This is a genomic window from Coleofasciculus sp. C1-SOL-03 (assembly GCF_040220555.1).
Taxonomy (GTDB): domain Bacteria; phylum Cyanobacteriota; class Cyanobacteriia; order Cyanobacteriales; family Coleofasciculaceae; genus Coleofasciculus.
Genome location: NZ_JAVJUO010000195.1, coordinates 77,433 through 97,623, shown reverse-complemented (window position 1 = coordinate 97,623; position 20,191 = coordinate 77,433). Strand labels below are relative to the sequence as shown.

At 46.6% G+C, this 20,191-nt stretch carries 19 protein-coding genes and 1 tRNA gene; 10 read left to right on the top strand and 10 right to left on the bottom strand.

Translation table 11 applies throughout. The features are described from left to right. Window positions 1-94: 94 nt before the first annotated feature. Both RIE73_RS30360 and RIE73_RS30355 read left to right on the top strand, forming a co-directional pair. Entirely contained in the window at window positions 95-1,495 is a 1,401-nt protein-coding gene (locus RIE73_RS30360; RefSeq protein ID WP_446404715.1) for a sodium/proline symporter, read from the top strand. Between the two features lie 32 nt (window positions 1,496-1,527). Next, window positions 1,528-2,550: a D-alanine--D-alanine ligase family protein gene (locus tag RIE73_RS30355; RefSeq protein WP_446404714.1), complete on the top strand. Its 1,023-nt coding sequence runs from the start codon at window positions 1,528-1,530 to the stop codon at window positions 2,548-2,550. A gap of 405 nt (window positions 2,551-2,955) precedes the next feature. Here RIE73_RS30355 and RIE73_RS30350 read toward each other — a convergent pair whose 3' ends face one another. Further along, window positions 2,956-3,927: an NAD(P)-dependent oxidoreductase gene (locus RIE73_RS30350; RefSeq protein ID WP_446404713.1), complete on the bottom strand. Its 972-nt coding sequence runs from the start codon at window positions 3,925-3,927 to the stop codon at window positions 2,956-2,958. Window positions 3,928-4,438: 511 nt separating this feature from the next. On the opposite strand from RIE73_RS30350, the gene RIE73_RS30345 reads away from it, so the two are divergent. From RIE73_RS30345 to RIE73_RS30330, 4 genes are all read left to right on the top strand, one after another. Beyond that, on the top strand, window positions 4,439-4,519 hold the full coding sequence (locus RIE73_RS30345; RefSeq protein ID WP_446404730.1) for a hypothetical protein: 81 nt from the start codon (window positions 4,439-4,441) through the stop codon (window positions 4,517-4,519). Between the two features lie 390 nt (window positions 4,520-4,909). Beyond that, window positions 4,910-5,611: a response regulator transcription factor NblR gene (gene nblR, locus RIE73_RS30340; protein ID WP_446404712.1), complete on the top strand. Its 702-nt coding sequence runs from the start codon at window positions 4,910-4,912 to the stop codon at window positions 5,609-5,611. 200 nt (window positions 5,612-5,811) lie between these two features. Continuing rightward, on the top strand, window positions 5,812-6,378 hold the full coding sequence (locus RIE73_RS30335) for a DUF192 domain-containing protein (RefSeq protein ID WP_446404711.1): 567 nt from the start codon (window positions 5,812-5,814) through the stop codon (window positions 6,376-6,378). A 454-nt stretch (window positions 6,379-6,832) separates the two neighbouring features. Then, the gene (locus RIE73_RS30330; protein WP_006100242.1) at window positions 6,833-7,024 is read left to right on the top strand and encodes a DUF2949 domain-containing protein; all 192 of its coding nucleotides are present in this window, start codon (window positions 6,833-6,835) and stop codon (window positions 7,022-7,024) included. 191 nt (window positions 7,025-7,215) lie between these two features. On the opposite strand, the gene RIE73_RS30325 is transcribed toward RIE73_RS30330, so the two are convergent. The 5 genes from RIE73_RS30325 to lpdA all read right to left on the bottom strand — a co-directional run bounded on the left by RIE73_RS30325 (window position 7,216) and on the right by lpdA (window position 12,991). After that, the gene (locus tag RIE73_RS30325) at window positions 7,216-8,370 is read right to left on the bottom strand and encodes a pyridoxal-phosphate-dependent aminotransferase family protein (RefSeq protein WP_446404710.1); all 1,155 of its coding nucleotides are present in this window, start codon (window positions 8,368-8,370) and stop codon (window positions 7,216-7,218) included. A gap of 158 nt (window positions 8,371-8,528) precedes the next feature. Further along, window positions 8,529-9,812, bottom strand: coding sequence for an RNA-guided endonuclease IscB (gene iscB / locus RIE73_RS30320; RefSeq protein WP_446404709.1), 1,284 nt, complete (start codon window positions 9,810-9,812; stop codon window positions 8,529-8,531). A 307-nt stretch (window positions 9,813-10,119) separates the two neighbouring features. Further along, window positions 10,120-10,419 carry a DUF5340 domain-containing protein gene (locus RIE73_RS30315; RefSeq protein ID WP_446404708.1) on the bottom strand — a complete coding sequence of 100 codons (300 nt, stop codon included), beginning with the start codon at window positions 10,417-10,419 and terminating at the stop codon, window positions 10,120-10,122. Window positions 10,420-10,540: 121 nt separating this feature from the next. Beyond that, complete coding sequence (gene trpC, locus RIE73_RS30310) at window positions 10,541-11,443, bottom strand: indole-3-glycerol phosphate synthase TrpC (protein WP_446404707.1); 903 nt, start codon at window positions 11,441-11,443, stop codon at window positions 10,541-10,543. 114 nt (window positions 11,444-11,557) lie between these two features. Further along, on the bottom strand, window positions 11,558-12,991 hold the full coding sequence (lpdA, locus tag RIE73_RS30305) for a dihydrolipoyl dehydrogenase (RefSeq protein ID WP_446404706.1): 1,434 nt from the start codon (window positions 12,989-12,991) through the stop codon (window positions 11,558-11,560). Between the two features lie 857 nt (window positions 12,992-13,848). On the opposite strand from lpdA, the gene RIE73_RS30300 reads away from it, so the two are divergent. Then, the gene (locus RIE73_RS30300; RefSeq protein ID WP_446404705.1) at window positions 13,849-14,121 is read left to right on the top strand and encodes a hypothetical protein; all 273 of its coding nucleotides are present in this window, start codon (window positions 13,849-13,851) and stop codon (window positions 14,119-14,121) included. A gap of 4 nt (window positions 14,122-14,125) precedes the next feature. Beyond that, window positions 14,126-14,320 (top strand): hypothetical protein, encoded by a 195-nt coding sequence (locus RIE73_RS30295; protein ID WP_446404704.1) that lies wholly within the window; start codon window positions 14,126-14,128, stop codon window positions 14,318-14,320. Window positions 14,321-14,323: 3 nt separating this feature from the next. On the opposite strand, the gene RIE73_RS30290 is transcribed toward RIE73_RS30295, so the two are convergent. Both RIE73_RS30290 and RIE73_RS30285 read right to left on the bottom strand, forming a co-directional pair. Further along, window positions 14,324-15,118, bottom strand: coding sequence for a TrmH family RNA methyltransferase (locus RIE73_RS30290; RefSeq protein WP_446404703.1), 795 nt, complete (start codon window positions 15,116-15,118; stop codon window positions 14,324-14,326). Window positions 15,119-15,169: 51 nt separating this feature from the next. Then, window positions 15,170-15,253, bottom strand: a tRNA-Leu gene (locus RIE73_RS30285). A 247-nt stretch (window positions 15,254-15,500) separates the two neighbouring features. Between RIE73_RS30285 and murA the strand changes: the two genes are divergently transcribed. Next, the gene (murA, locus tag RIE73_RS30280; RefSeq protein WP_446404702.1) at window positions 15,501-16,850 is read left to right on the top strand and encodes a UDP-N-acetylglucosamine 1-carboxyvinyltransferase; all 1,350 of its coding nucleotides are present in this window, start codon (window positions 15,501-15,503) and stop codon (window positions 16,848-16,850) included. 263 nt (window positions 16,851-17,113) lie between these two features. Here the strand turns inward: murA and RIE73_RS30275 are convergent, their stop codons facing one another. Then, on the bottom strand, window positions 17,114-17,419 hold the full coding sequence (locus RIE73_RS30275) for an urease subunit beta (protein ID WP_446404701.1): 306 nt from the start codon (window positions 17,417-17,419) through the stop codon (window positions 17,114-17,116). A 374-nt stretch (window positions 17,420-17,793) separates the two neighbouring features. Here RIE73_RS30275 and RIE73_RS30270 point away from each other — a divergent pair, with 374 nt between their 5' ends. After that, on the top strand, window positions 17,794-18,102 hold the full coding sequence (locus tag RIE73_RS30270) for a hypothetical protein (RefSeq protein ID WP_446404700.1): 309 nt from the start codon (window positions 17,794-17,796) through the stop codon (window positions 18,100-18,102). 31 nt (window positions 18,103-18,133) lie between these two features. On the opposite strand, the gene RIE73_RS30265 is transcribed toward RIE73_RS30270, so the two are convergent. Then, the gene (locus RIE73_RS30265) at window positions 18,134-20,053 is read right to left on the bottom strand and encodes a CHASE2 domain-containing protein (RefSeq protein ID WP_446404699.1); all 1,920 of its coding nucleotides are present in this window, start codon (window positions 20,051-20,053) and stop codon (window positions 18,134-18,136) included. Between the last annotated feature and the right edge of the window lie 138 nt (window positions 20,054-20,191).

Genomic DNA, 20,191 nt, shown 5'->3' with positions numbered 1-20,191 from the left:
GAGATGGGGACAGGTTGAGTAACATCTGGGTGAGATAAGAAATGAGAATCGTAAGCACAGCGCCGACAGAACCAATCATCAACTATCAGTAAAAATGATTGCAGCTACCTTTATCCTATTTCTTTTAGTGTTTACTGGCGTCGGTATTTACTCAGCAACCCAAAAGCAAGCGACGACAACCGATTACCTCCTTGCCAGCCGCAATGTTAATCCCTGGCTAACTGCCCTTTCAGCAATGGCGACGGGTCAAAGTGGTTTACTATTTATTGGTCAAGTTGGTTTTGCTTATACGATTGGATTATCGGCGATTTGGCTAACCCTTGGCTGGATGATCGGAGATTATATTGCTTGGTGGTTTGTATTTAAACGATTCAGACAAGTTTCTGAAGCCATTTCTGCCGATACGGTGTCCTCTTTCTTGGGTCAAGAAACCAAAGGAATTCGCTGGATTACGGCAATTTCAGCGTTAATTACCATCGCTTTTCTGGGGTCTTATGCAGCGGCGCAATTAGTTGCAGGAGGTAAGGCACTTCATGCAGTATTTAATTGGAATTATTCCCTCGGTGTGATTGTTGGCGCGATTGTGGTGATGATTTACTGTTTTTCCGGGGGAATTCGGGCTTCAATTTGGACGGATGCGGTGCAAGCAACAATTATGATTGGTTCCCTACTGCTGCTATTGGTGGTAGCGATCGCCAATTGTGGCGGATTGACTGGATTCTGGACAAAACTTGCCGCCATTGACCCAGAATTGGTCAGTTTAAGTCCAGGGGATCTGGAGTGGGGATTTTTGCCCTTTTTAATTGGCTGGATTGCCGCCGGATTTGGTGTCGTGGGTCAACCCCATATTCTAGTTCGGGCAATGGCAATTAATTCGGCGAATAAGATTGGGTTAGCACGGGATATTAAAGTAATTTGTGCTTTCTTTACCTCGTCTTCAGCGATGGCTGTGGGGATGGCGGCGCGGGTGCTTTTGCCCGATTTGTTAACCAATGGTGATCCAGAATTAGCACTACCTTATTTAGCCCTAGAATTATTACCTGCTATCTTAGTTGGACTGATGCTAGCGGGACTCTTTGCGGCGACAATATCGACAGCCGATTCACAAATTTTATCCTGTTCAGCGGCATTAACGCAAGACCTGTTTCCGGGATTGGCGCACTCGTATAATTATGCCAAGTTGGGAACCTTAACGGTGACAGTAATTACCTTGAGTATTGCCTTAGTGGGAGATAATAATGTCTTTGCTTTGATTACATTTTCTTGGTCAGTTCTCGCCTCTAGTTTGGGACCGTTATTAATCTTACGGGTGTGGCAAAAATCGGTAACCACGCCAGTCGCGATCGCGATGATATTCGGGGGGATTGCGGCGGCGTTGTTCTGGAAGGTGGGACTGGATTTATCGGGTATAGTTTATGAGGTGCTTCCGGGTATGGCGGCGGGGGGTCTGATTTATTTAGGATCTCAGTTTTTTATTGCTAAAGAAAGCAGTTAAATATTGTTTTAAAATTATCAGGAGATTCAATCATGTCAGTGCTGAATATTCTGCATTTAGTGGGTTCTGCTGAAAATGATTTTTATAGCGACTTATCCCGTCTTTATGCTAAAGACTGTATCACAGCAACCGCTAATCCCTCACGCTATAAATTTTTTATTGCCTATATTACTCCTGATAGATTGTGGCGTTTTCCTTCATCGTTGACACCAGAAGACATTGACGCAGCAAAACCCCTATCTCTTGCTGAAGCCATACAGTGGATCACTACACAAAACATCGATGTAGTTTTACCGCAAATGTTTTGTATTCCTGGAATGACTTACTATCGAGGTTTATTTGACCTCTTAACTATTCCTTATGTAGGCAATAAAGCAGAGTTGATGGCATTAACCGCCCATAAAGCTAAAGCCAAAGCTATTGTTGCTGCTGCGGGGGTAAAAGTCCCGTATGGGCAACTATTACGCCAAGGAGACACCCCCAATTTAATGCCACCTGTTGTGATTAAACCCGCTAACTCGGATAACTCTTTAGGGGTTACGCTAGTGAAAAATATGGCTGACTATAATCAAGCCTTAACCACAGCTTTTCACTATAGCGATGAAGTCTTAGTGGAAGACTATATTGAACTTGGACGAGAAGTTAGATGTGGGATTTTTGTGAAGAATGGAGAGTTAATTGGACTGCCTTTAGAAGAATATTTAGTCAATCCGGAAAACCATCCAATTCGGAATTATAGCGATAAACTAAAAAAAATAGAGACAGGTGAGTTAACTTTGACAGCTAAGGATAAGCAAAAGGCTTGGATAGTTGACACAACCGATCCGGTAACAACCAAGGTTCAAGACGTCGCCAAACAATGCCATAAAGCTTTAGGTTGTCGTCATTATAGCTTGTTTGATTTTCGCATTGATCCCCAAGGACAACCCTGGTTTTTAGAAGCAGGTTTATACTGTTCTTTTTCCCCTAAAAGTGTTGTTGCTTGTATGGCAAAAGCAGCAGGGATATCCGTAGATGAGTTATTGCAGACAGCAATCGCTGAAGCCTTAATCTAAGGACAATAGATTGGGTTAAGGTAAGAAACCCAACCTACTGGCGTGGCACACCTAAAATGGTAGATTAGAATTGTAGGGGCGCAAGGCTTGCGCCCAGTTTAAACGTCAAATCTATTCCACAATTTTAGCTGTGTCAGTCCACTACTGGCGTGGCACACCTTAATTGGTGGATTAGCATTGTAGGGGCGCACAGACGTGCGCCCAATTTCACGGTCAAATCTATTCCACAATTTTAGCTGTATCAGTCCACTACTGGCGTGGCACAGCTAAAATAGGGCTTTGTTTGTAGTCAGCACAAAGAGTAATCTAACGCATAGCTGGAGAGGGCTGAAGCCCTCACTACAAAACGAGCAGATGATACCTGCCTACAATTGGCAGTAATCACTCATCAATGTCCAGTTATAACTAAGGAGAATCTTGAGCAATTACTCCAGCTCGTTCTTCTTGTAGACAGCGGACTTTAGTTGTAGCATAATCAGACCATTGGCGTTGCTCGGCTTCTTCATAGTCTTTGATGGTTAAACTTAAATGAGGAACACAAATGTCGTGCTGACTAGCCAACTCCAGAGCCAGCCGCAAATCTTTATGGAGTAGTTGAACAGTAAATTCAGGGTGTTGAGATAAGTCATCACAGCGTCGTGAAAACCAATAGTGAGGCAAGCCATGAATATCCCCAGGATTCTGACCAAATGATCCCAAACGTAGGACATCCCAAATCGTTTGTAGCTCGATTCCCGAAGCTAAACCCAACGTAATTCCTTCACTCACCGCTTGAACCGCGATCGCATTCACAGCATTGTGGATAAGTTTGCATCGAGTTCCGCTGCTAATTTCTCCACAGTAGATAACCTGATCTGCCATTAATTGGAGGATGGGTTCAACTCGCTCGAAGGTTCCCTTTGAGCCACCAACCAGAATCGCTAAACCCATACCTTGCTGACTTTGAACCCCTTCCGAGCAATCATTAAAGGGGGCATCTAACATCTCAATTCCCAGTTTTTCCATGGCGTGATGAATTCTGAGAATTGTTTCGGGAGAGTTGGTACTAATATCCACGTAAACACTTCCGGGTTGCAATCCTTGGCTCAAGTTTTGTTCACCCTCTAGCACCGCTGTGATCACATCCTCAGGAGTCGGTAAGGCAGTAAAGATTATCTCTGAATGGGTTGCAACTTCGGCACAACTCTGAGTAATTTTAGCACCTAAAGATTGCAGCTGTGCCATAGAATCTTGATCAAGATCGTAGACATAGACTGAGTAACCGTGGTCTAGAAAATTAGCGGCTTGTTTTCCTCCAATATTGCCGCAACCGATGATACCGATGCTGGGACAATTGGCGCGAAATTCAGTTCCTGAAGTGCTGTCAGTTGATACCATAAGGATTATTTAATGCTGTTTTTTATCTTAGCATAAATAGACCAAGTATATAACTAGAGATTAATGACGGTATTTAGTTTTCTTTTTGCATCTAACCCTTGTAATTAATCGACAATATACTAACTTTAAACGATTGAAATAATTCTATTTGGGCAGTACCCACCAGCCAGTCAGTACCATTCGACTTAAGTGGAATGTTGCTGACTCATATAGCCAGGAAATAAATTTCCGCGTCAAAGCTCAAGTAAGCTAAAGCTTACTCATGGTTATGTTGGCAATTGATGAACTCAGCGAACAGCGCCGCTAGGAATTGGCTGATAAAGTTCATCAGATGCAAATCAACGGCGAAATTTGAGCTTTAGCGACACAGGCGCGAGATGAGGGGCGGGTATTGCTGTCCTTGTTAAGGTCATTATAGGCAATCCACCAGCAAACCAGCTATGCCATTAATCTCTAGCGCGATCGCTAGGCTTCATACTCCATCAGAGCCGGAATCTCACGAGTAGAATTTATGATGTTACTAGGGCGTTATCAGGTATCTCCCTTCTCTTTAACCCCAGAAGAATTAGAGCAGGATGTCAACAATGCCTGAATCCCTAATCATTGTCAACACATCACCCCTACTCTATCTCCACCAAATTACTCCGCCTCGGAATCAATTCCGAGGCTCATAGCGAAAGTCGTCTGAAGACGACTAATAAGAAACAGAAAGTAGTGGCGTGGCACACCTTATTTGATGAATTAGAATTACGCCCGGAAACTGTAGGGGCGCAAAGACTTGCGCCCGATTCAATGATAAAATCTATCCCACAATTTTAGCTGTGTCAGTCCACTGCATTAAATTTATGTATTGAGACAGGTTTAAGATGTCAGCGACAACCCACCGCCAAAGGGGTAGGATAATTCACCCAAGGCTCAGTCATGCTACAACAATAGAGGAAATTCCGGTATTACACCCAACGACTCATCACCCACGCCATCTATGCAATCTGCTCCCCTTGACGGTAATCCCTGTGTTTTGCTTGTAGAAACCGATGAAAGTCTAGCTCAACGCATGAGCCTAGATCTAATAGAAGCTGGCTATCATACGGTTATCGCCACAGATGCGCCCAGTGGCTGGCATCAAGCTTGTGAACTCCAACCCGCGATGATGGTTGTGGATCAATCGCTTTCTGGTTCTGGCGAATCCGGTCTCAGTTTATGTACTCGCCTGAGAAAAGCGGGTTCTCGTGTCCCCCTACTCTTACTCATCACTCGCGACACTATCGAGGATCGAGTCGCCTGTTTAGAAGCGGGTGCTGATGATTTTTTCCTTAAACCCTATCGCGCTGATGCCTTTTTGCAGATGGTACGTCTGTACCTAGAACCGGATACCAATACGAGTGAACAACTCCGATTTGGGGATTTGGCGTTAGATTTGACGACGCGCCGCGCTATGCGGGGAGGACGAGTGATTGATTTGACGATGAAAGAGTTTGAACTGCTTAAGTATTTGATGACCCATCCCCGTGAAGTTTTAACTCGCGAACAAATTCTGGAAAATGTTTGGGGATACGATTTTCTGGGTGAGTCGAATGTGATTGAGGTGTATATCCGATACCTACGCCTGAAAATTGAAGATGAGGGTGACAAGCGCTTGATTCAAACCGTCCGGGGTGTTGGGTATGTTTTACGAGAATCTTAGTTAAGTGGGTGGGAACAATTAAAGTTAACGGTTTTGATTGTCATTGGTCATTGGTCATTGGTCATTGATCCTACTCGCTCCCGAAAAGAAGCAAGCTACGTCATTTTTCATTCATCATTCGCCCCCATCTTCCCCTGCTCCCAGACGTGCCATGGCACGTCTCTACAACCCCATCTTCCTCAACTCTCTCACCTAAACCCATGAACTATCATACTCGCCTATTCGGAATCACCCTTAGTCTGATACTGTTTGGATGTTCGGCGTCCGGTTCCAACCCTGTCGCTGATGGCACCCCCTTAAAATCTGGCGAACAACTTCCAGAACCGCCATCCCTCTCCTCGTCATCCTCTAATTCCGGTCAGATGTTACCTATTAGCGCTCAAACCCAGATCGGTGATCAGCAGATTTTGCTCGAAGTGGCTAGGACACCTCGACAACAGCAGATTGGATTGATGTATCGCACGGCTTTAGCGCCAGATCGAGGGATGTTGTTTCCCTTGAACCCACCGCGACGCGCTAGCTTTTGGATGAAGAATGTGAAAATCCCCCTGGATATGATCTTTTTGCGAGATGGCGAGGTCAAAGCGATCGCGGAAAATGTTCCCCCCTGTATCTCCACTCCCTGTCCTACCTATGGTCCGGGGGTTCTGGTTGACCAAGTGATTGAACTCCCTGGGGGACGAGCCGCTCAACTGGGACTCCAAGTCGGCGATCGCCTAAAAATCACCCTCCTAGAGGAAGAGATTAATCCCGCGTCAGAATCTTAAATTTTGATTAACATCATTGAAAACTTAAATAAATGATGTAAAGATTTTTATACAAAATTACGTTAACATTTCGTAAGATAGATTCTCATAAAAGACTATCTGACGACGAGGTAGTGACCTGTCTGAGCTGTGGCTACCCATCAACACGACCAAGTAGGGGTGTAGTCTGCAACTAGCTTTTAGTGGTGTGAAGTGAGTTAACTAAAATTACCCTCAAGTTGATGGGGGGTGAAGGTTAAAACGATACCTGGTCAGCACATCCAGTGAGTTTTCAACTCGATCAATCAAGATCTTAGATGGTCAGTGATCTAGAACACAAGCAGTGCTGGATTAACCTATCACAATAAGCAAAGAACCTTCAGCTAGTAGACAGTATTAAATCTGTCTACCCATTGCTAAAGGAGGCAGGACGCTGATTCCAAAATAGTAGCCGATAAGGAGGTGAATAGCCATTATGGCACCTGCAACCTATTCTGAATTTTTACGATTTTTGCAAGAGGAATTGGCAATTTCTACTGATTCCATTGCGATCGCCCAACGACGTCGGGAACAAGACCCAGGACCATTACCGATGATTCTGTGGCAGTACGGTTTAGTCACATTGCAGCAATTAGACCAAATCTATGACTGGCTGGAAACAGTCTGAAACCTAAACAATCGGTCAGGAGAAAATGAAGAATGTCTAAATGCTTACGCTTTGGAAATAATCCATTCACGTCTAAACCGTTGAAGTTCATACCGTATAATCCATTGACCGTTGAGTCCTCTACCAGAAAGAGCGGGTCGCTAGTTGACCCGCTCTTTTTTGGCGTCTTATTGTTGCGTTTATGGCTTAACCTACGATTGAGTCAAGACGCGAGCCGCCGCTGACACTCCTGCTCCTGGTGTCATGGACTCATAACCTAATTCCCGCAACGTGGCTTCTAGCGCCCCAATCGCCGCCAAAATATCGCGATCGCAGACAAAGCCTAAGTGACCAATACGGAATAGTTTTCCTTTATAGTGATCTTGTCCGCCAGCCAGGGAAATATCAAAGCGCTTTTTCATCACGCTACGAATTTGTTCGGCTTCAATCGACGTAGGTGCTACCGCCGTTACCGCTGGACTTGCGGCATTATCCGGAGCAAATAAAGGCAGGGAAAGCGCCTCAACCGCCGCCCGTGTTGCCTGCATCAAGCGGTGATGACGAGCAAAAATATTATCTAACCCCTCAGCTTTCATCATTCGCAACGCCGTTTGCAGTCCCAACATTAAATTGACTGGCGGCGTAAACGGATTACTATTCTTTTGTGCCGCTTTACGATAGGTTCCCAAATCGAAATAAAAGCGAGGCAGTTTCGCCGTTTCGTAGGCTTGCCATGCCTTATCTGAAACACAAACAAACCCTAATCCTGGGGGAACCATATAGCCTTTCTGGGCACCTGACGCCACCACATCAATCCCCCACTCATCAATGGGTAAATTGACCGCGCCCACGCTGGTTACTGCGTCTACAATAATCAGAGCTTGACCATGCTCTTTGACATAACGGTTAATCGTTTCCAGGTCATTGAGTACCCCGGTGGAGGTTTCTGAATGGGTAACGATAACGGCTTTGATGGTCTTATCTGTATCCGCCTCCAGCTTTTGACGAAACACCTCCGGATCAAGGGGTTGACCCCACGGTGCCGTAATCGTCTCCACCTCTAAACCAAACGCCGCGCTCATCTTCGCCCAGCGATCGCCAAATTTGCCATTACTTCCGACTAAAACCCGATCGCCAGGACTCAAAAAATTAATAATCCCAGCTTCCATGGCACCCGTACCACTCACCGTTAACACCAAAACATCGTTTTGAGTCTGGTGTAACCATTTTAGGTTTTGGGTTACCTCTGCCATAACGGTGCTAAATTCCCCACTGCGATGCCCGATCGGATGCTGGGCTAACGCCAGCAAAACCTGTTCAGGCACCGGTGTTGGTCCGGGAATCATCAGCATTAACTTATTATCCATGAGCGTTATCCTCAACCTTTGAGCATCACCTAATTCTGAATCACCCTACTATCCCATCGAAAATTGGGGTGGGTAAGGGGACGAATGGAAACCCCTGTCATTTATGTATGGGGAGGATCTTGCCCCCTTACATAAACAGCAGTCCGACAGGACTTCCTTCAGAAAGCGTATTGGTATCCATCCTTTCCCTGTACACGACTGCAATATTTATGGTTAATGCCTTGGACTAAACCATTGGCGGCTGAGATGTTGAAACTGCCTGTTGTTCGCACAGCCACGCGACCTATATAAGCCCCTATCTTTTTGCCCTTGGTCACAATTGCTTTAACGATATCGCCTGTCTGGAAACCCTTAACAAACTTATTTCTGGGGACATAACGAATCGGAAACCCGAATTTGTCAGTGCGACACATCTGGCGAGTACCGTGACCTTTAGCCGTGATAATGAGCGGCTTATCTATCAACACCCGTAATTTGTCTGGAGTTGATTTGCCGACACAAGCTGCATCTAGCCAGTGAGTTTTAGGCAACTCTTGACGAATGCGGTTAAATTTTGTCCTACCACCAGTTCCTGTCTCTATAGGTAGACCCGTTTCACCACATACCCGATACAGCGCCCATCGGGTTGAATTGACAGCCGCCGCGTCCTTTAAAGGACGTTTAGCAACCGACAAAACTGACCCGAGTAAATCGGGCTTTCTGTTTAGGAACTCTTCAATAGGCTTGTTTCCTTTGTTCTGATTGCATTGAACACAAGACAGAGTAAGATTGCTAACTCGGTTACTACCTCCCTTGGATTTGGGATGAATATGCTCCACCTCTAGGGGGACACCTTCTTTGCCGCAATAGGCACAACGTCTACCCCACTTTTCGAGTAGATACTCTCTGGTCTCATACCCTGCCAATTCGCCCTGCTGATACTCCGTGCCAGATATTTCTGGGTTCTGCATTAGTTGGGTGTCAAAGCGAACCAATTCCATTGAAATGGAACCAATTGGGCAAAAACGTCTCAATCGATTAACCCAAGTTAAAGTCGTCAAAACTCGATGTTGGAGACTAGGAGCCAACCAACCATCAGGACGCTTGCGATTGTTGAATCGGGGTTGACGATAACGGGTATGCCGATTTCGTCTCCCTCGTCTCAATGCACGGCGAGACTCTAAGGACTGTTTAATTGAGTAACCGCGATGATTTAATTCGGCTGCCCAAATTATTTTGTCGTCCTTGAGGATAGAAATGCCCGTTGTCCTGCTGCCAGGATCTAGCTTGAGTCGATATTCTTGACATACACTATTCGGTTTTTTCTCGACATCTTTGAGCATGATAGTAAACGGATAGCGCCGTAGCACAACCGCTCTTCCAGACTTGAGAAACTTCCTCGCCCGTGCCGGATGACACGGATTAAGAGGTTTTCGGTTTTGATCGACAACAAGTACAAACATAAGTTTTAATCTCCCGTTTCCGGGGTAAAGTTTGCCTCGAAGTGGTTATTAGGCGGTACTTTTCCCAGCACACTGGCTTAACCCTTGTACACCTGTTTAATGCTGAGATTTCAGCGGCTCAGAACTGGCACGCATTCCAAGGTGAGAACTTAAACTCTCCCTAATAACGGCTGCTCGGTTCGGCTCCGCTCACGCCCGCGACTGGTATCGAGCGAAGCCGAGATAAGTCGAGGTGAGCCTTCTGGTCAGGTGGGGCAAGCTTCCCTCCCTCTCAAAGATCGGGTAATTTGCAAGCCCCTAGCTTTAGCTATGGGGTTCCTGACGACTGAGTTTTGGTGTCCGAATCTAGGGGAAAACCATTATCTGATGATTTTGACTCAACATTGACACTATTGAGAGACCAACGGTACTCAACCGGTAAATTGAGCCGATTACAGGTTTGTTCGAGTTGTTTCTGCTGGGCTAACGCTTTGCGGAGGGTAACAATCAATTGATGCACCTGTTCTCGAATCATCGGGTTTTGATTCGTGGCAAAGGAAGTATGACGCTCTAGCATCTGTAGTAGCAGTTCGTAGTGAATATAAGACGGAAGGGGTATTGGCTCCATGAAACCGGGTTTACCTTAAATGGACGAATTGCGATCGCGCTTCAGTTGAATCAGCGTATCGGATGATCTGACTTCTCATAGCATCCGTGGCTACAAGTCAGGACAATTGACGATAGAAAACTCACGCACTTGGTAACAGATTGGTAATGGCTAGGGCGGGATCAGATTGTTTAACCAAGGATTCACCAATCAGTACGGCTGTAGCCCCCGCCGAGGCGACCTGCTCTAAATCAGCACATTTATGCAGTCCTGACTCACTGACAACCAGAATACCGCGTTCTTTAAGCTGTTGACCTCGTACTGCCAGAAGTTGGCAGGTCGTTTGCAAATCAACCGAGAAATCTGTCAAGTTGCGATTGTTTATACCTACTAGGGTAACGCCATCTACCGATAACACCCGGTCTAATTCATCCAGAGTATGGACTTCGATCAAAGGGGTCATAGATAACCCATTGGCAATTTTGACAAAATACCGTAGGTCTTGATCCGACAAGATCGCCGCAATCAGCAACACCGCATCAGCGCCACGACTCCGGGCTAGATAGAGTTGATAAGGATAAATGATGAACTCTTTACACAGAATGGGCAAATTTACAGTTTCCCTGACATAGCTGAGATTGTCCCAACTCCCTTGGAAAAACTTTTGGTCGGTTAGCACGGATATGGCACTCGCCCCCCCTTGTTCATAAGCTTGGGCGATCGCAACCGGGTCAAATGCGTCCCGAATCACGCCTTTACTCGGTGATGCCTTTTTCACTTCAGCAATTAAGGCGGGACGAGTCTTTGCCGCTAATAACGCCGCTTTAAAGTCCCGCGCTGGCGGGGCTGACTCGATCTGTTTCCGCAGTTGAGCTAAGTTTAGCCGTTCCCGCATCTGGTCAACTTCTTTTTCTTTATGCCAGACAATTTCTTCTAGAATATGGCGTGGCTGGGCGTCTGGAAGAACCACTTGATAGCGCAGGATATTCAGGTCAACCGCCGGATTAGGTGGACGACGGCGAATTTGTTTTTGGTCATTTGTCATTGGTCTTATGTCCTTTGTTGGGGAACAGGGAACAGGGAACAGGGAACAGGGAATTTAAGAGCAGGTTTTAAAGTCTTATTCCTTCTGCCTTCTGCCTTCTGCCTCCTGCCTTGTCTAATGACTGGCAACGGCTCGCTTGTAGGCTTCGTCAAGGACTTCTGACAAAGTGGGATGAGCGTGAACTAGATATGCCAGAGTATTCACCGATTGTCTTTGAGCGATCGCGTTTGAGGCTTCGTGAATTAAATCAGAGGCATGAATGCCCAAAATGTGAACGCCGAGGATTTCACCGCTATCTTTACGATAGATAACTTTGGCAATCCCATCCGCCTCTCCTTCGGCGATCGCTTTGGAATTTCCTTTAAAATACGTCCTCACTGAGCCAATTTCAAATCCTTCTTGTTCACCGAGTTCCTTGGCGGCGGGTTCAGTTAATCCCACGTAACTAATTTCTGGATGGGTAAAGGCGGCGGCGGGGATGCTGCGATAGTCAATAGTACGCTGACGCCCACAGATATTTTCTACGGCGACAACTCCTTGAGCGGATGCCGCATGTGCCAGCATGAGTTTACCCGTAGCGTCACCAATTGCCCAGAGGTGAGGAACGGCTTCCTCGCCGGATAACACTGCCATTTGATCATTGACAGGGATGAAGCCTCGGCGATCAGTTTCCACACCTACGGCGTCTAAGCCTAAATCTTTACTCACCGGAATCCGTCCCGTGGCGACTAAGCAAGCATCCACTTCTAAGACATCCACGACTTCCTTGGTTTTAGCATCCGCTAGTTCAATCACCACGGGTGAACCGGGAGTCACTTTTTGTGCCAGAGTGCCGGAATAGGTTTCCATATCGCGGGGAGAAATCAGCACCCGGCTAGCGAGTTTGGCAATATCGGGGTCAAAGGTGGGCATTAACTGATCTAGGGCTTCAATCATCGTGATTTCTGACCCTAGGGCGGTATAGATATCAGCAAACTCTAACCCGATATAACCACTGCCAACAATTGCCACCCATTGAGGTAACCATTCCAGCTTTAGTGCCTGATCGCTGGTGAAGACGGTTTTCCCGTCCAGTTCAATACCGGGGGGGACGAAGGGAATGGAACCTGTACAGAGGATAATGTCTTTGGCGGTGACTGTTTTTTCACCCTCGTCTGTCGTCACTGTTACTTTTTGGGATTCCGCCACTCGACCCCAACCGGGAATGATATCCACCTTTAAGCGTTTGAGGCTGTTGGTGAGATCGCCACGAATTTTACTTACCAGGGTATTGGCATGATTGGCGATCGCACCTCGGTCAAAGTTCACGCCACCTACCTGAATTCCCAAGGATTCCAGATGATGAGTATTGCGTAACTCACGCACCCGCCCTGATGCGGCTAATAGGGCTTTTGACGGGATACAACCGCGATTGACACAAGTCCCGCCCATTTCTGATGCTTCAATGATGGCGGTTTTCAAGCCGCAACTTACTGCATGTAAAGCTGCGCCATGTCCACCGACGCCAGCACCGATAATCACTAAATCGTAATCAAATTCTTGACTCACATCCATTTTCCTGACGCAATTGCCCCCTTATTTTCAACTTGACCCCTGACTCATCGCAAGCTTTTGCTGAAAAATTTTGCCTGATCTAGCTGAGGCGGTGGTTTCTTTAAGGGTTGTGCGTTTGTGAAATTGGATAGGTCACGGAGATTTCTGAGATTGCGGTTTATTGGCTTCGACGTAATTTTTGGTATCTTTGACTATAAGTGGGTGGACACAATTAAAGGCGGGCGGTGGAGATTAGGAAGGAACAGGGAACAGGGAACAGTAAGGGTTTGAGGGCGATTTACTTGCACTTAATACAGTACCGTTTTCTTTTGTCCGACTACTTACAATAACTATTTTTTGAGTAAATATTATTTCTCGAAAACGCGGATATTTTATCGAATACTGCTATCTGACTCAGTAGAGCAATTTTCCTTCCTAATCTATAGCAGTAGATACATCGATTAGGATTTTCCGAACTGTTGTTCCAGATGTTGCATGCAACGTCTGGAACAAATGATGCGTCCTAACCGCTATGGCGATTCCTAAGTAGTCGGACAAAAGAAAACAGCACGCCCACTAATACCGAGTTGCGCTCAAACATAGTAGATAGGAAAAGCAGGAGAAGCAGGGGAAGGGAAAGTTATATCTTTGAATGCAACTTGGTATAAGTTTTGTAAACAAACCTGAAACCCTTATAAATGACGTAGCTTGCTTCTCGCTTGCGCGAGTATGACAAAGGACGCATGACAAATAGCCCTAAAACTAAAAAACTATACCATAGAATGAAACGGTAAGGGTGTTGTTTTTCCGAGTATAGGCTAATGAGTAGCGTTCACTCTCAATAAACAATAGCTTTAGGGGATAAAACCATTATGCGCGAGTCTCAACAAAATCATCGAAATGAAGCAGCTAGAGCGTTTGTAGAGTCACTTGACCAACTGGAGAATCTCTTGGGTCATACATCTCCTCCTCCCCAATCGAAATCCCGTCCTTCTTCATTGAAATCCCCTACTCCGCAATCAAAAACTCCTCAATCAAAATCGGCTCAGTCAGACGATGACGTTTTTGATCTAGATCTTCTCGAAGAAGCGGCGGCTGATCTAGATGCATTTTTTGGCGACACTGAACCGCTGGAGGAGGAATAGAGAGATGGGGAAGCTGGGGAAGCTGGGGAAGCTGGGGAAGCTGGGGAAGCTGGGGGAGCCGGGGAAGCTGGGGAAGCTGGGGAAGCCAGGGAAGCCGGGGAAGCCGGGGAAGCCGGGGAAGCCGGGGAAGCCGGGGAAGATGGAGGAGATGAGGGACAAAATTTCTATAGCCTATAGCCTATTGCCTATTCCCTGTTAACTGTTAACTGTTAACTGTTCCCCCAACCCGTTGGCGCAGCGCTTCATACACGATTAAAGCTGCCGCGATCGCCACATTTAAAGATTCTACATCCTGACCGAGGGGAATTTGCACGGCTTGATCAGCCAGTTCAGCTAACTCCGGGCTTAGTCCCGCCGCTTCATTACCCAGTAGAATTAGCGTTGGACAGCGCCAATCGATCTCCCAGTAACTCAACGGCGCTTTGGGTAGAGTTGCCACAACTTGTACCCCTTGAGCCTGACTTTGCCTAACGACTTGACTCAGATTGGCATTAGCACTCATGGGCAGACGAAACCATTGACCGGCTGAAGCCCGCAAGACTTTGGGATTCTCTAAGTCTACACTGTCTGGACTTAGCCATAAACCATCTACACCGACTGCGGTGGCAGTACGAATGATCGTACCCAAGTTTCCTGGATCTTGCAGCGTCTCTAAAACTAAACCAAGGGAACAGGGAATCTGAGGCGGGGCGAGGAATGAAGACATTGCCGTGACCACTACGCCATCTGGCTGAACCGTTGTCGCCATGGCTTTGAGAACCGAAGGGCTAACCTGTTCTACACGCTGACAGTGAGGGGTAGCGTCTTGCCAAAGTTGGGGATGATTCTGTTGCCAATCGGGTGTACAACAAAGTGTGACTAAGGGATAATTGACCGCACAGGCTTCTGCTAACAGATGAGTTCCCTCTAACAACAGAAGTTGCTCCTCCCGTCGTCCTTTGGCTGTGTGCAATTTCCGAATTGCCTTAACTAGAGGATTTTTGGTACTGGTTAGCATGATGTCGATTGGATGTAGAGACGTAGCATGCTACGTCTCTACAATTTTCTATGCGGAACCCGGGACTTGAACCCGGAAGTTCTTGCGAACACTAGAACCTGAATCTAGCGCGTCTACCAATTCCGCCAGTTCCGCTGGTTTGTTTAATTTTCCACGCAGTTTTGTATCATGCAACAGTCCTGACCCATTTGTCAACTAATTTTTTTAGGCGGATTTTCGGCATCGGACAAGGTAAAATTCAAAATTCAAGGCTAGTCGATTCACTCTTTTGGGGAGCAAATCTAGACATTTGCCCTCTTTCAGGTAGAATCAAAACCAAATTTTAAAACATGCCAAGATTTCACCAATTCTGGAGGATAGACCTATCAACCACTCTCTTAATGTGACCGATACTGGCTCTGTACCCAAGTCAAACCCATCCGTTCTAGAGATTTGGGGCAGATCGTCCCTCAAAGGACATGTCACCATTAGTGGCGCGAAGAACTCGGCGTTGGCGATTATGGCAGGGGCGCTGCTGTGTCCGGACGATTGCCGACTACGTAATGTGCCTTCTCTGGTAGATATAGGGCGGATGGGTCAAGTGCTGGCGGCTGTGGGTGTCAAGCTAGAACGCCAAGGCAATATCTTGGATATCAATGCGCGTCACTTAAACCAGTCAAAAGCCCCCTACGAGATAGTCAACCAGCTTCGAGCCAGTTTCTTTGTGATTGGGTCTCTGTTGGCACGATTGGGTGCGGCTCAAGTGCCTTTACCGGGTGGCTGTGCCATTGGCGCTAGACCTGTCGATCTTCATGTTAGGGGATTGCAAGCGCTGGGGGCTGAGGTGCAAATTGAGCATGGTATGGTTCATGCGTATGTGAGAGGGAATGGGCGGCGGTTAAAGGGGGCAAAAATTTATCTGGACTACCCTAGTGTGGGTGCAACGGAAACTTTGATGATGGCGGCGACGTTAGCAGAGGGGGAAACGATCCTAGAAAATGCTGCCCAAGAGCCAGAAGTGGTGGATTTGGCAAATTTTTGTAACGCCATGGGTGCCAAGATTCGGGGGGCGGGAACCAACACGATTATTATTTCGGGTGTTCCCAGTTTACATTCAGTAGACTACTCGATTATTCCCGATCGCATCGAAACGGGTACGTTTTTAGTCGCTGGGGCAATTACTCACTCAGAACTCACTCTGTCCCCGGTTGTGCCTGATCATATTACCGCCGCGATCGCGAAACTCCAAGATATTGGCATGAGAGTGATTCAGGAAGCCCCAGATTGTCTGCGGATTATCCCGACGGGAATTATTCGGGCGACGGATATTGAAACCTTGCCCTATCCCGGATTTCCTACGGATATGCAGGCTCCCTTTATGGCACTTTTAACCTTGAGTGATGGGGATAGTGTGATTACTGAAACCGTGTTTGAAAATCGTTTAGGACATGTTCCTGAACTGAATCGCATGGGGGCAGATATTCGGATTAAAGGGAATAATGCGATCGTGCGCGGTGTGCCTTTGTTATCCGGTGCCCCTGTGGTTGCCACCGACTTACGGGCATCAGCGGCGCTGATATTAGCCGCCTTAGCCGCCGATGGTAAAACCACAATTCAGGGACTGCATCATTTAGATCGAGGGTATGAGAAGCTAGAGGCGAAGTTACAGAAACTTGGCGCACGATTACAACGGGTATCGGATCACTCCCCGATAAAAGCCCCCTCGGTGACTCAAAGTCCCGTTAATTCCTGACTGGCTATCCATCCCCACCAGGTAGACGCTTCTTACATTTCACAGCATCTGGCTGAATGACGGCATCCTTGTCAACCTAAACCACAATTCTGGCTACTTATCCGATAAATCCCCAACTTCTGAATCAAGTCATTTGTAACATCAGGGTTTCAACCAGGAAGTCGGGGATCTGGAGTAGCGTAAGCGTATGTAATGACTTCCCCAGCTTCCCCTGCTTCCAGACGTAGCATGCTACGTCTCTACATTGCTCCCCCAGCTTGCCGTTATAACGCCCCATTGACTCTGCCATTAAACCCATAAACCTGACGACTACCGACAAACGGAACTAACTCAACCTCCCGTTCATCTCCCGGTTCAAAGCGCACGGCTGTACCCGCCGGGATGTTTAACCGCATTCCCTTGGCTTGCTCTCGGTCAAAGGCGAGAGCGTCATTCACTTCATAGAAATGGAAATGAGAACCCACCTGAATCGGGCGATCGCCTGTATTCGCTACCGATAGGCGCAAGGTAGGACGTCCCGCATTTAGTTCAATCTCTCCCTTTTGGATGATTAGTTCCCCTGGAATCATGAGCTACCCTTAACAAAATTTTACAAAACTATAGCTAGTGTTCATTTCCATGACAGCAATAACTCCCAGTGCTGCAACTGCCTTTCCTGCTGAAAATAAACCCAAATTTATCTATAATACACGACTTTTTAACCTGTTTGATGAAAAGATTGTTGTAATTTTGTATATTTACATAAAAATATCTTTACAATAGTTGATTCGTCTCAATATCGGTGATCATGCGGATAAAAATTACGCTATTTTGCTGAGATATGTAGCCACTAACTTTGATAAAACGTAATTAGTCAATCAACAATTGGTCTGAAAATGAGTCCTACATTTTCAGAAATAACTTTTTCTAACAAATTCTAACATTCAGTCAAGAAGTGTCAGATATGTCTTCCAACCAGTTAGCGACCCTTGCTTCCACGAATTTGCCCTTACACCAAAAAACGTTATCCAATCTATCCCAGCAACAGAAGAGAACGCATCACTACAAAGTATCCAATGAGCGTTACAATCATGTGTTCGTCTCGAAAGATGGCGGAATTCGGGCGTATATGACAGAACAGGGTCAAGGCATAGAACCGGGTGATTATCTAGTTTTGCAGAGAGGTTCTACTTCAAACCGCTATCAAGTGGATAAGATTAATTATTATGCCAACCCACCTGATATGTGGATTGCGCTGCTAAAACAATGTTAATGGGAAGTTGTTCCTAACAGTTATTCCTCGCTCATCCTGCTAAAATTTGGTAGATTTTGATGGATTGCTGGCGTCCTTTTAACTGCACCGTGCCAATAAATTGGCTGGTAAATTTATCGTGGATATGCTGATAGGTTTCTTCGCTGATTAAAATACGGCAGAGTCCACCATCGAGAGATTTATCATAACTTTCTAATCGGGCGGCAACATTTACACTGTCGCCGATGGTGGTGTAGTTGAGGCGTTGGCGAGAACCGACGCTTCCGGTAACGACAGTACCCGTGGCAATTCCTACACGCATAGCGACTGTGGGTAAGCCTTGGGTTTGCCACTGCTGATTTAGCGATCGCAGATTCTTGCCCATCTCTATTGCACAATTCACCGCCGCGATCGCATCCTGGGTAATTTCGGCGTCTGTGGTACTGGGGATGGGTATGCCAAAGACTGCCATCACTGCATCACCGATAAATTTATCCAGGACGCCATTATGGTTGAGAACCGTCTCTGCCATGACATTCATGTAATCATTTAACCAGACCATCAGGGTTTCTGGGTCAGTGTTTTCGGTGATCGTGGTAAAGCCCTTTAAATCCGTAAATAGAACCGTTGCGGTTAACTTCTGTCCCGATAACTGTCCATCTTTGAGGAGTTGGTTGCGATCGCGCCAGATGGCTTGGGCTATTTTAGGAGAGACGTGTTGTCCCAATAGGTGCATGACTGTTTGCTTGTCTTCGCTTTCCGTGTAGGCGATATAAGCAGTAATCGCCACACCCGAACCACTCAGGGCTAACAGGGGTGGCACCAACGGTATCCACCACCCCGCCAGAAATGCAAAGTAAGACCCAATCGTCAGCAATCCTCCCACCAAAAACAGTCCCGCTGCTTTCCAACGGATACGAAAAGCTTTCCAGCCCACGGTTGCACCGACAAACGACCAGAGAATAATCCAGCCCCATTCTATCGGTTCCGACCAGATTTGAATCAGGGGACGCCCATCTAATGCCGCACTTAAAATCTGGTTGGTCAAATCTGCATTAACTTCTACCCCATTCGGGGCAGTGAAAAAGCTATTACTGTAGGGAGTAAAAATCCGATCCTTGACACTTTCAGCCGCTGTACCAATGAAAACAATCCGATTTTTTGCCCAATCTGGGGGAATTTTATCCTCTAGAACCTCGGTCATGGAAACCGTGGGATAGACGGGACAGGTTCCCTCCAGTTTTCCCCGACATTCATGATTGCGAAAGTTAAATAGGATTTGATACCCGCCTGTATCGACGTTGATATAACTGCCATCTTGCGGTTGCAGGCGCGTAAATACCGCGTCACCTAAGCCATATTTATATTCCGGTTCAATTTCTTCTAAGGTAATCCCTTCAGTTTCTAGATAAAGTAATGCCAACTTAGCGGCTAACGTTTCAATCGTGTCGCCATTTTTCAGCGTAATTGACAGTAAGGCACGGCGGACTTTCCCATCTTGATCAAAAACCACATTAGCCGCGCCCACTTGACCCCGTTCCTTTAAGATAGGCGGTGGGGCGACAGGTTCACCCAAGGCATCGCCGACGACTTTTTCAATGCCAATAAGATTGGGTGTCGAGGCAAAGACATTAACTAATTCCTGATGACCGGGTGGTACAGGTAAATCCCGAAATAAATCCAGACCAATGGCTTTGGGTTGTTGTTGTTTCAGTTTCTCAATTAACTGTGCTAATGTCCGATCAGAAATGGGCCACTGTCCAGCATTTTGGATATCCTTTTCTGTAATCGCCACAATCGCAATCCGTTCTGAGGTAGGTTCCGGGGGACGCCAGCGGAAGAATTGATCTAATGCTGCCCATTCTAGGAGTTGTAACCCACCCGTTAAGCGCAAGGCGATGGTTAATCCGGCGACAGTTGGCGCTGAAATTAATACACCCCGCCATTCCTGGAAAAACTGAAGGATTGTCATTGGTCATTTGTCATTCATTGAATAGCACTGAATTAACCCAGGTTCGTAGTCGGCACTGTAGGGGCGCACTGACGTGCGCCCTTTCCCAACGTGTGCCCAGAAAACATGTAGAATCTATTCCACCAGTTTAGCCGTGTC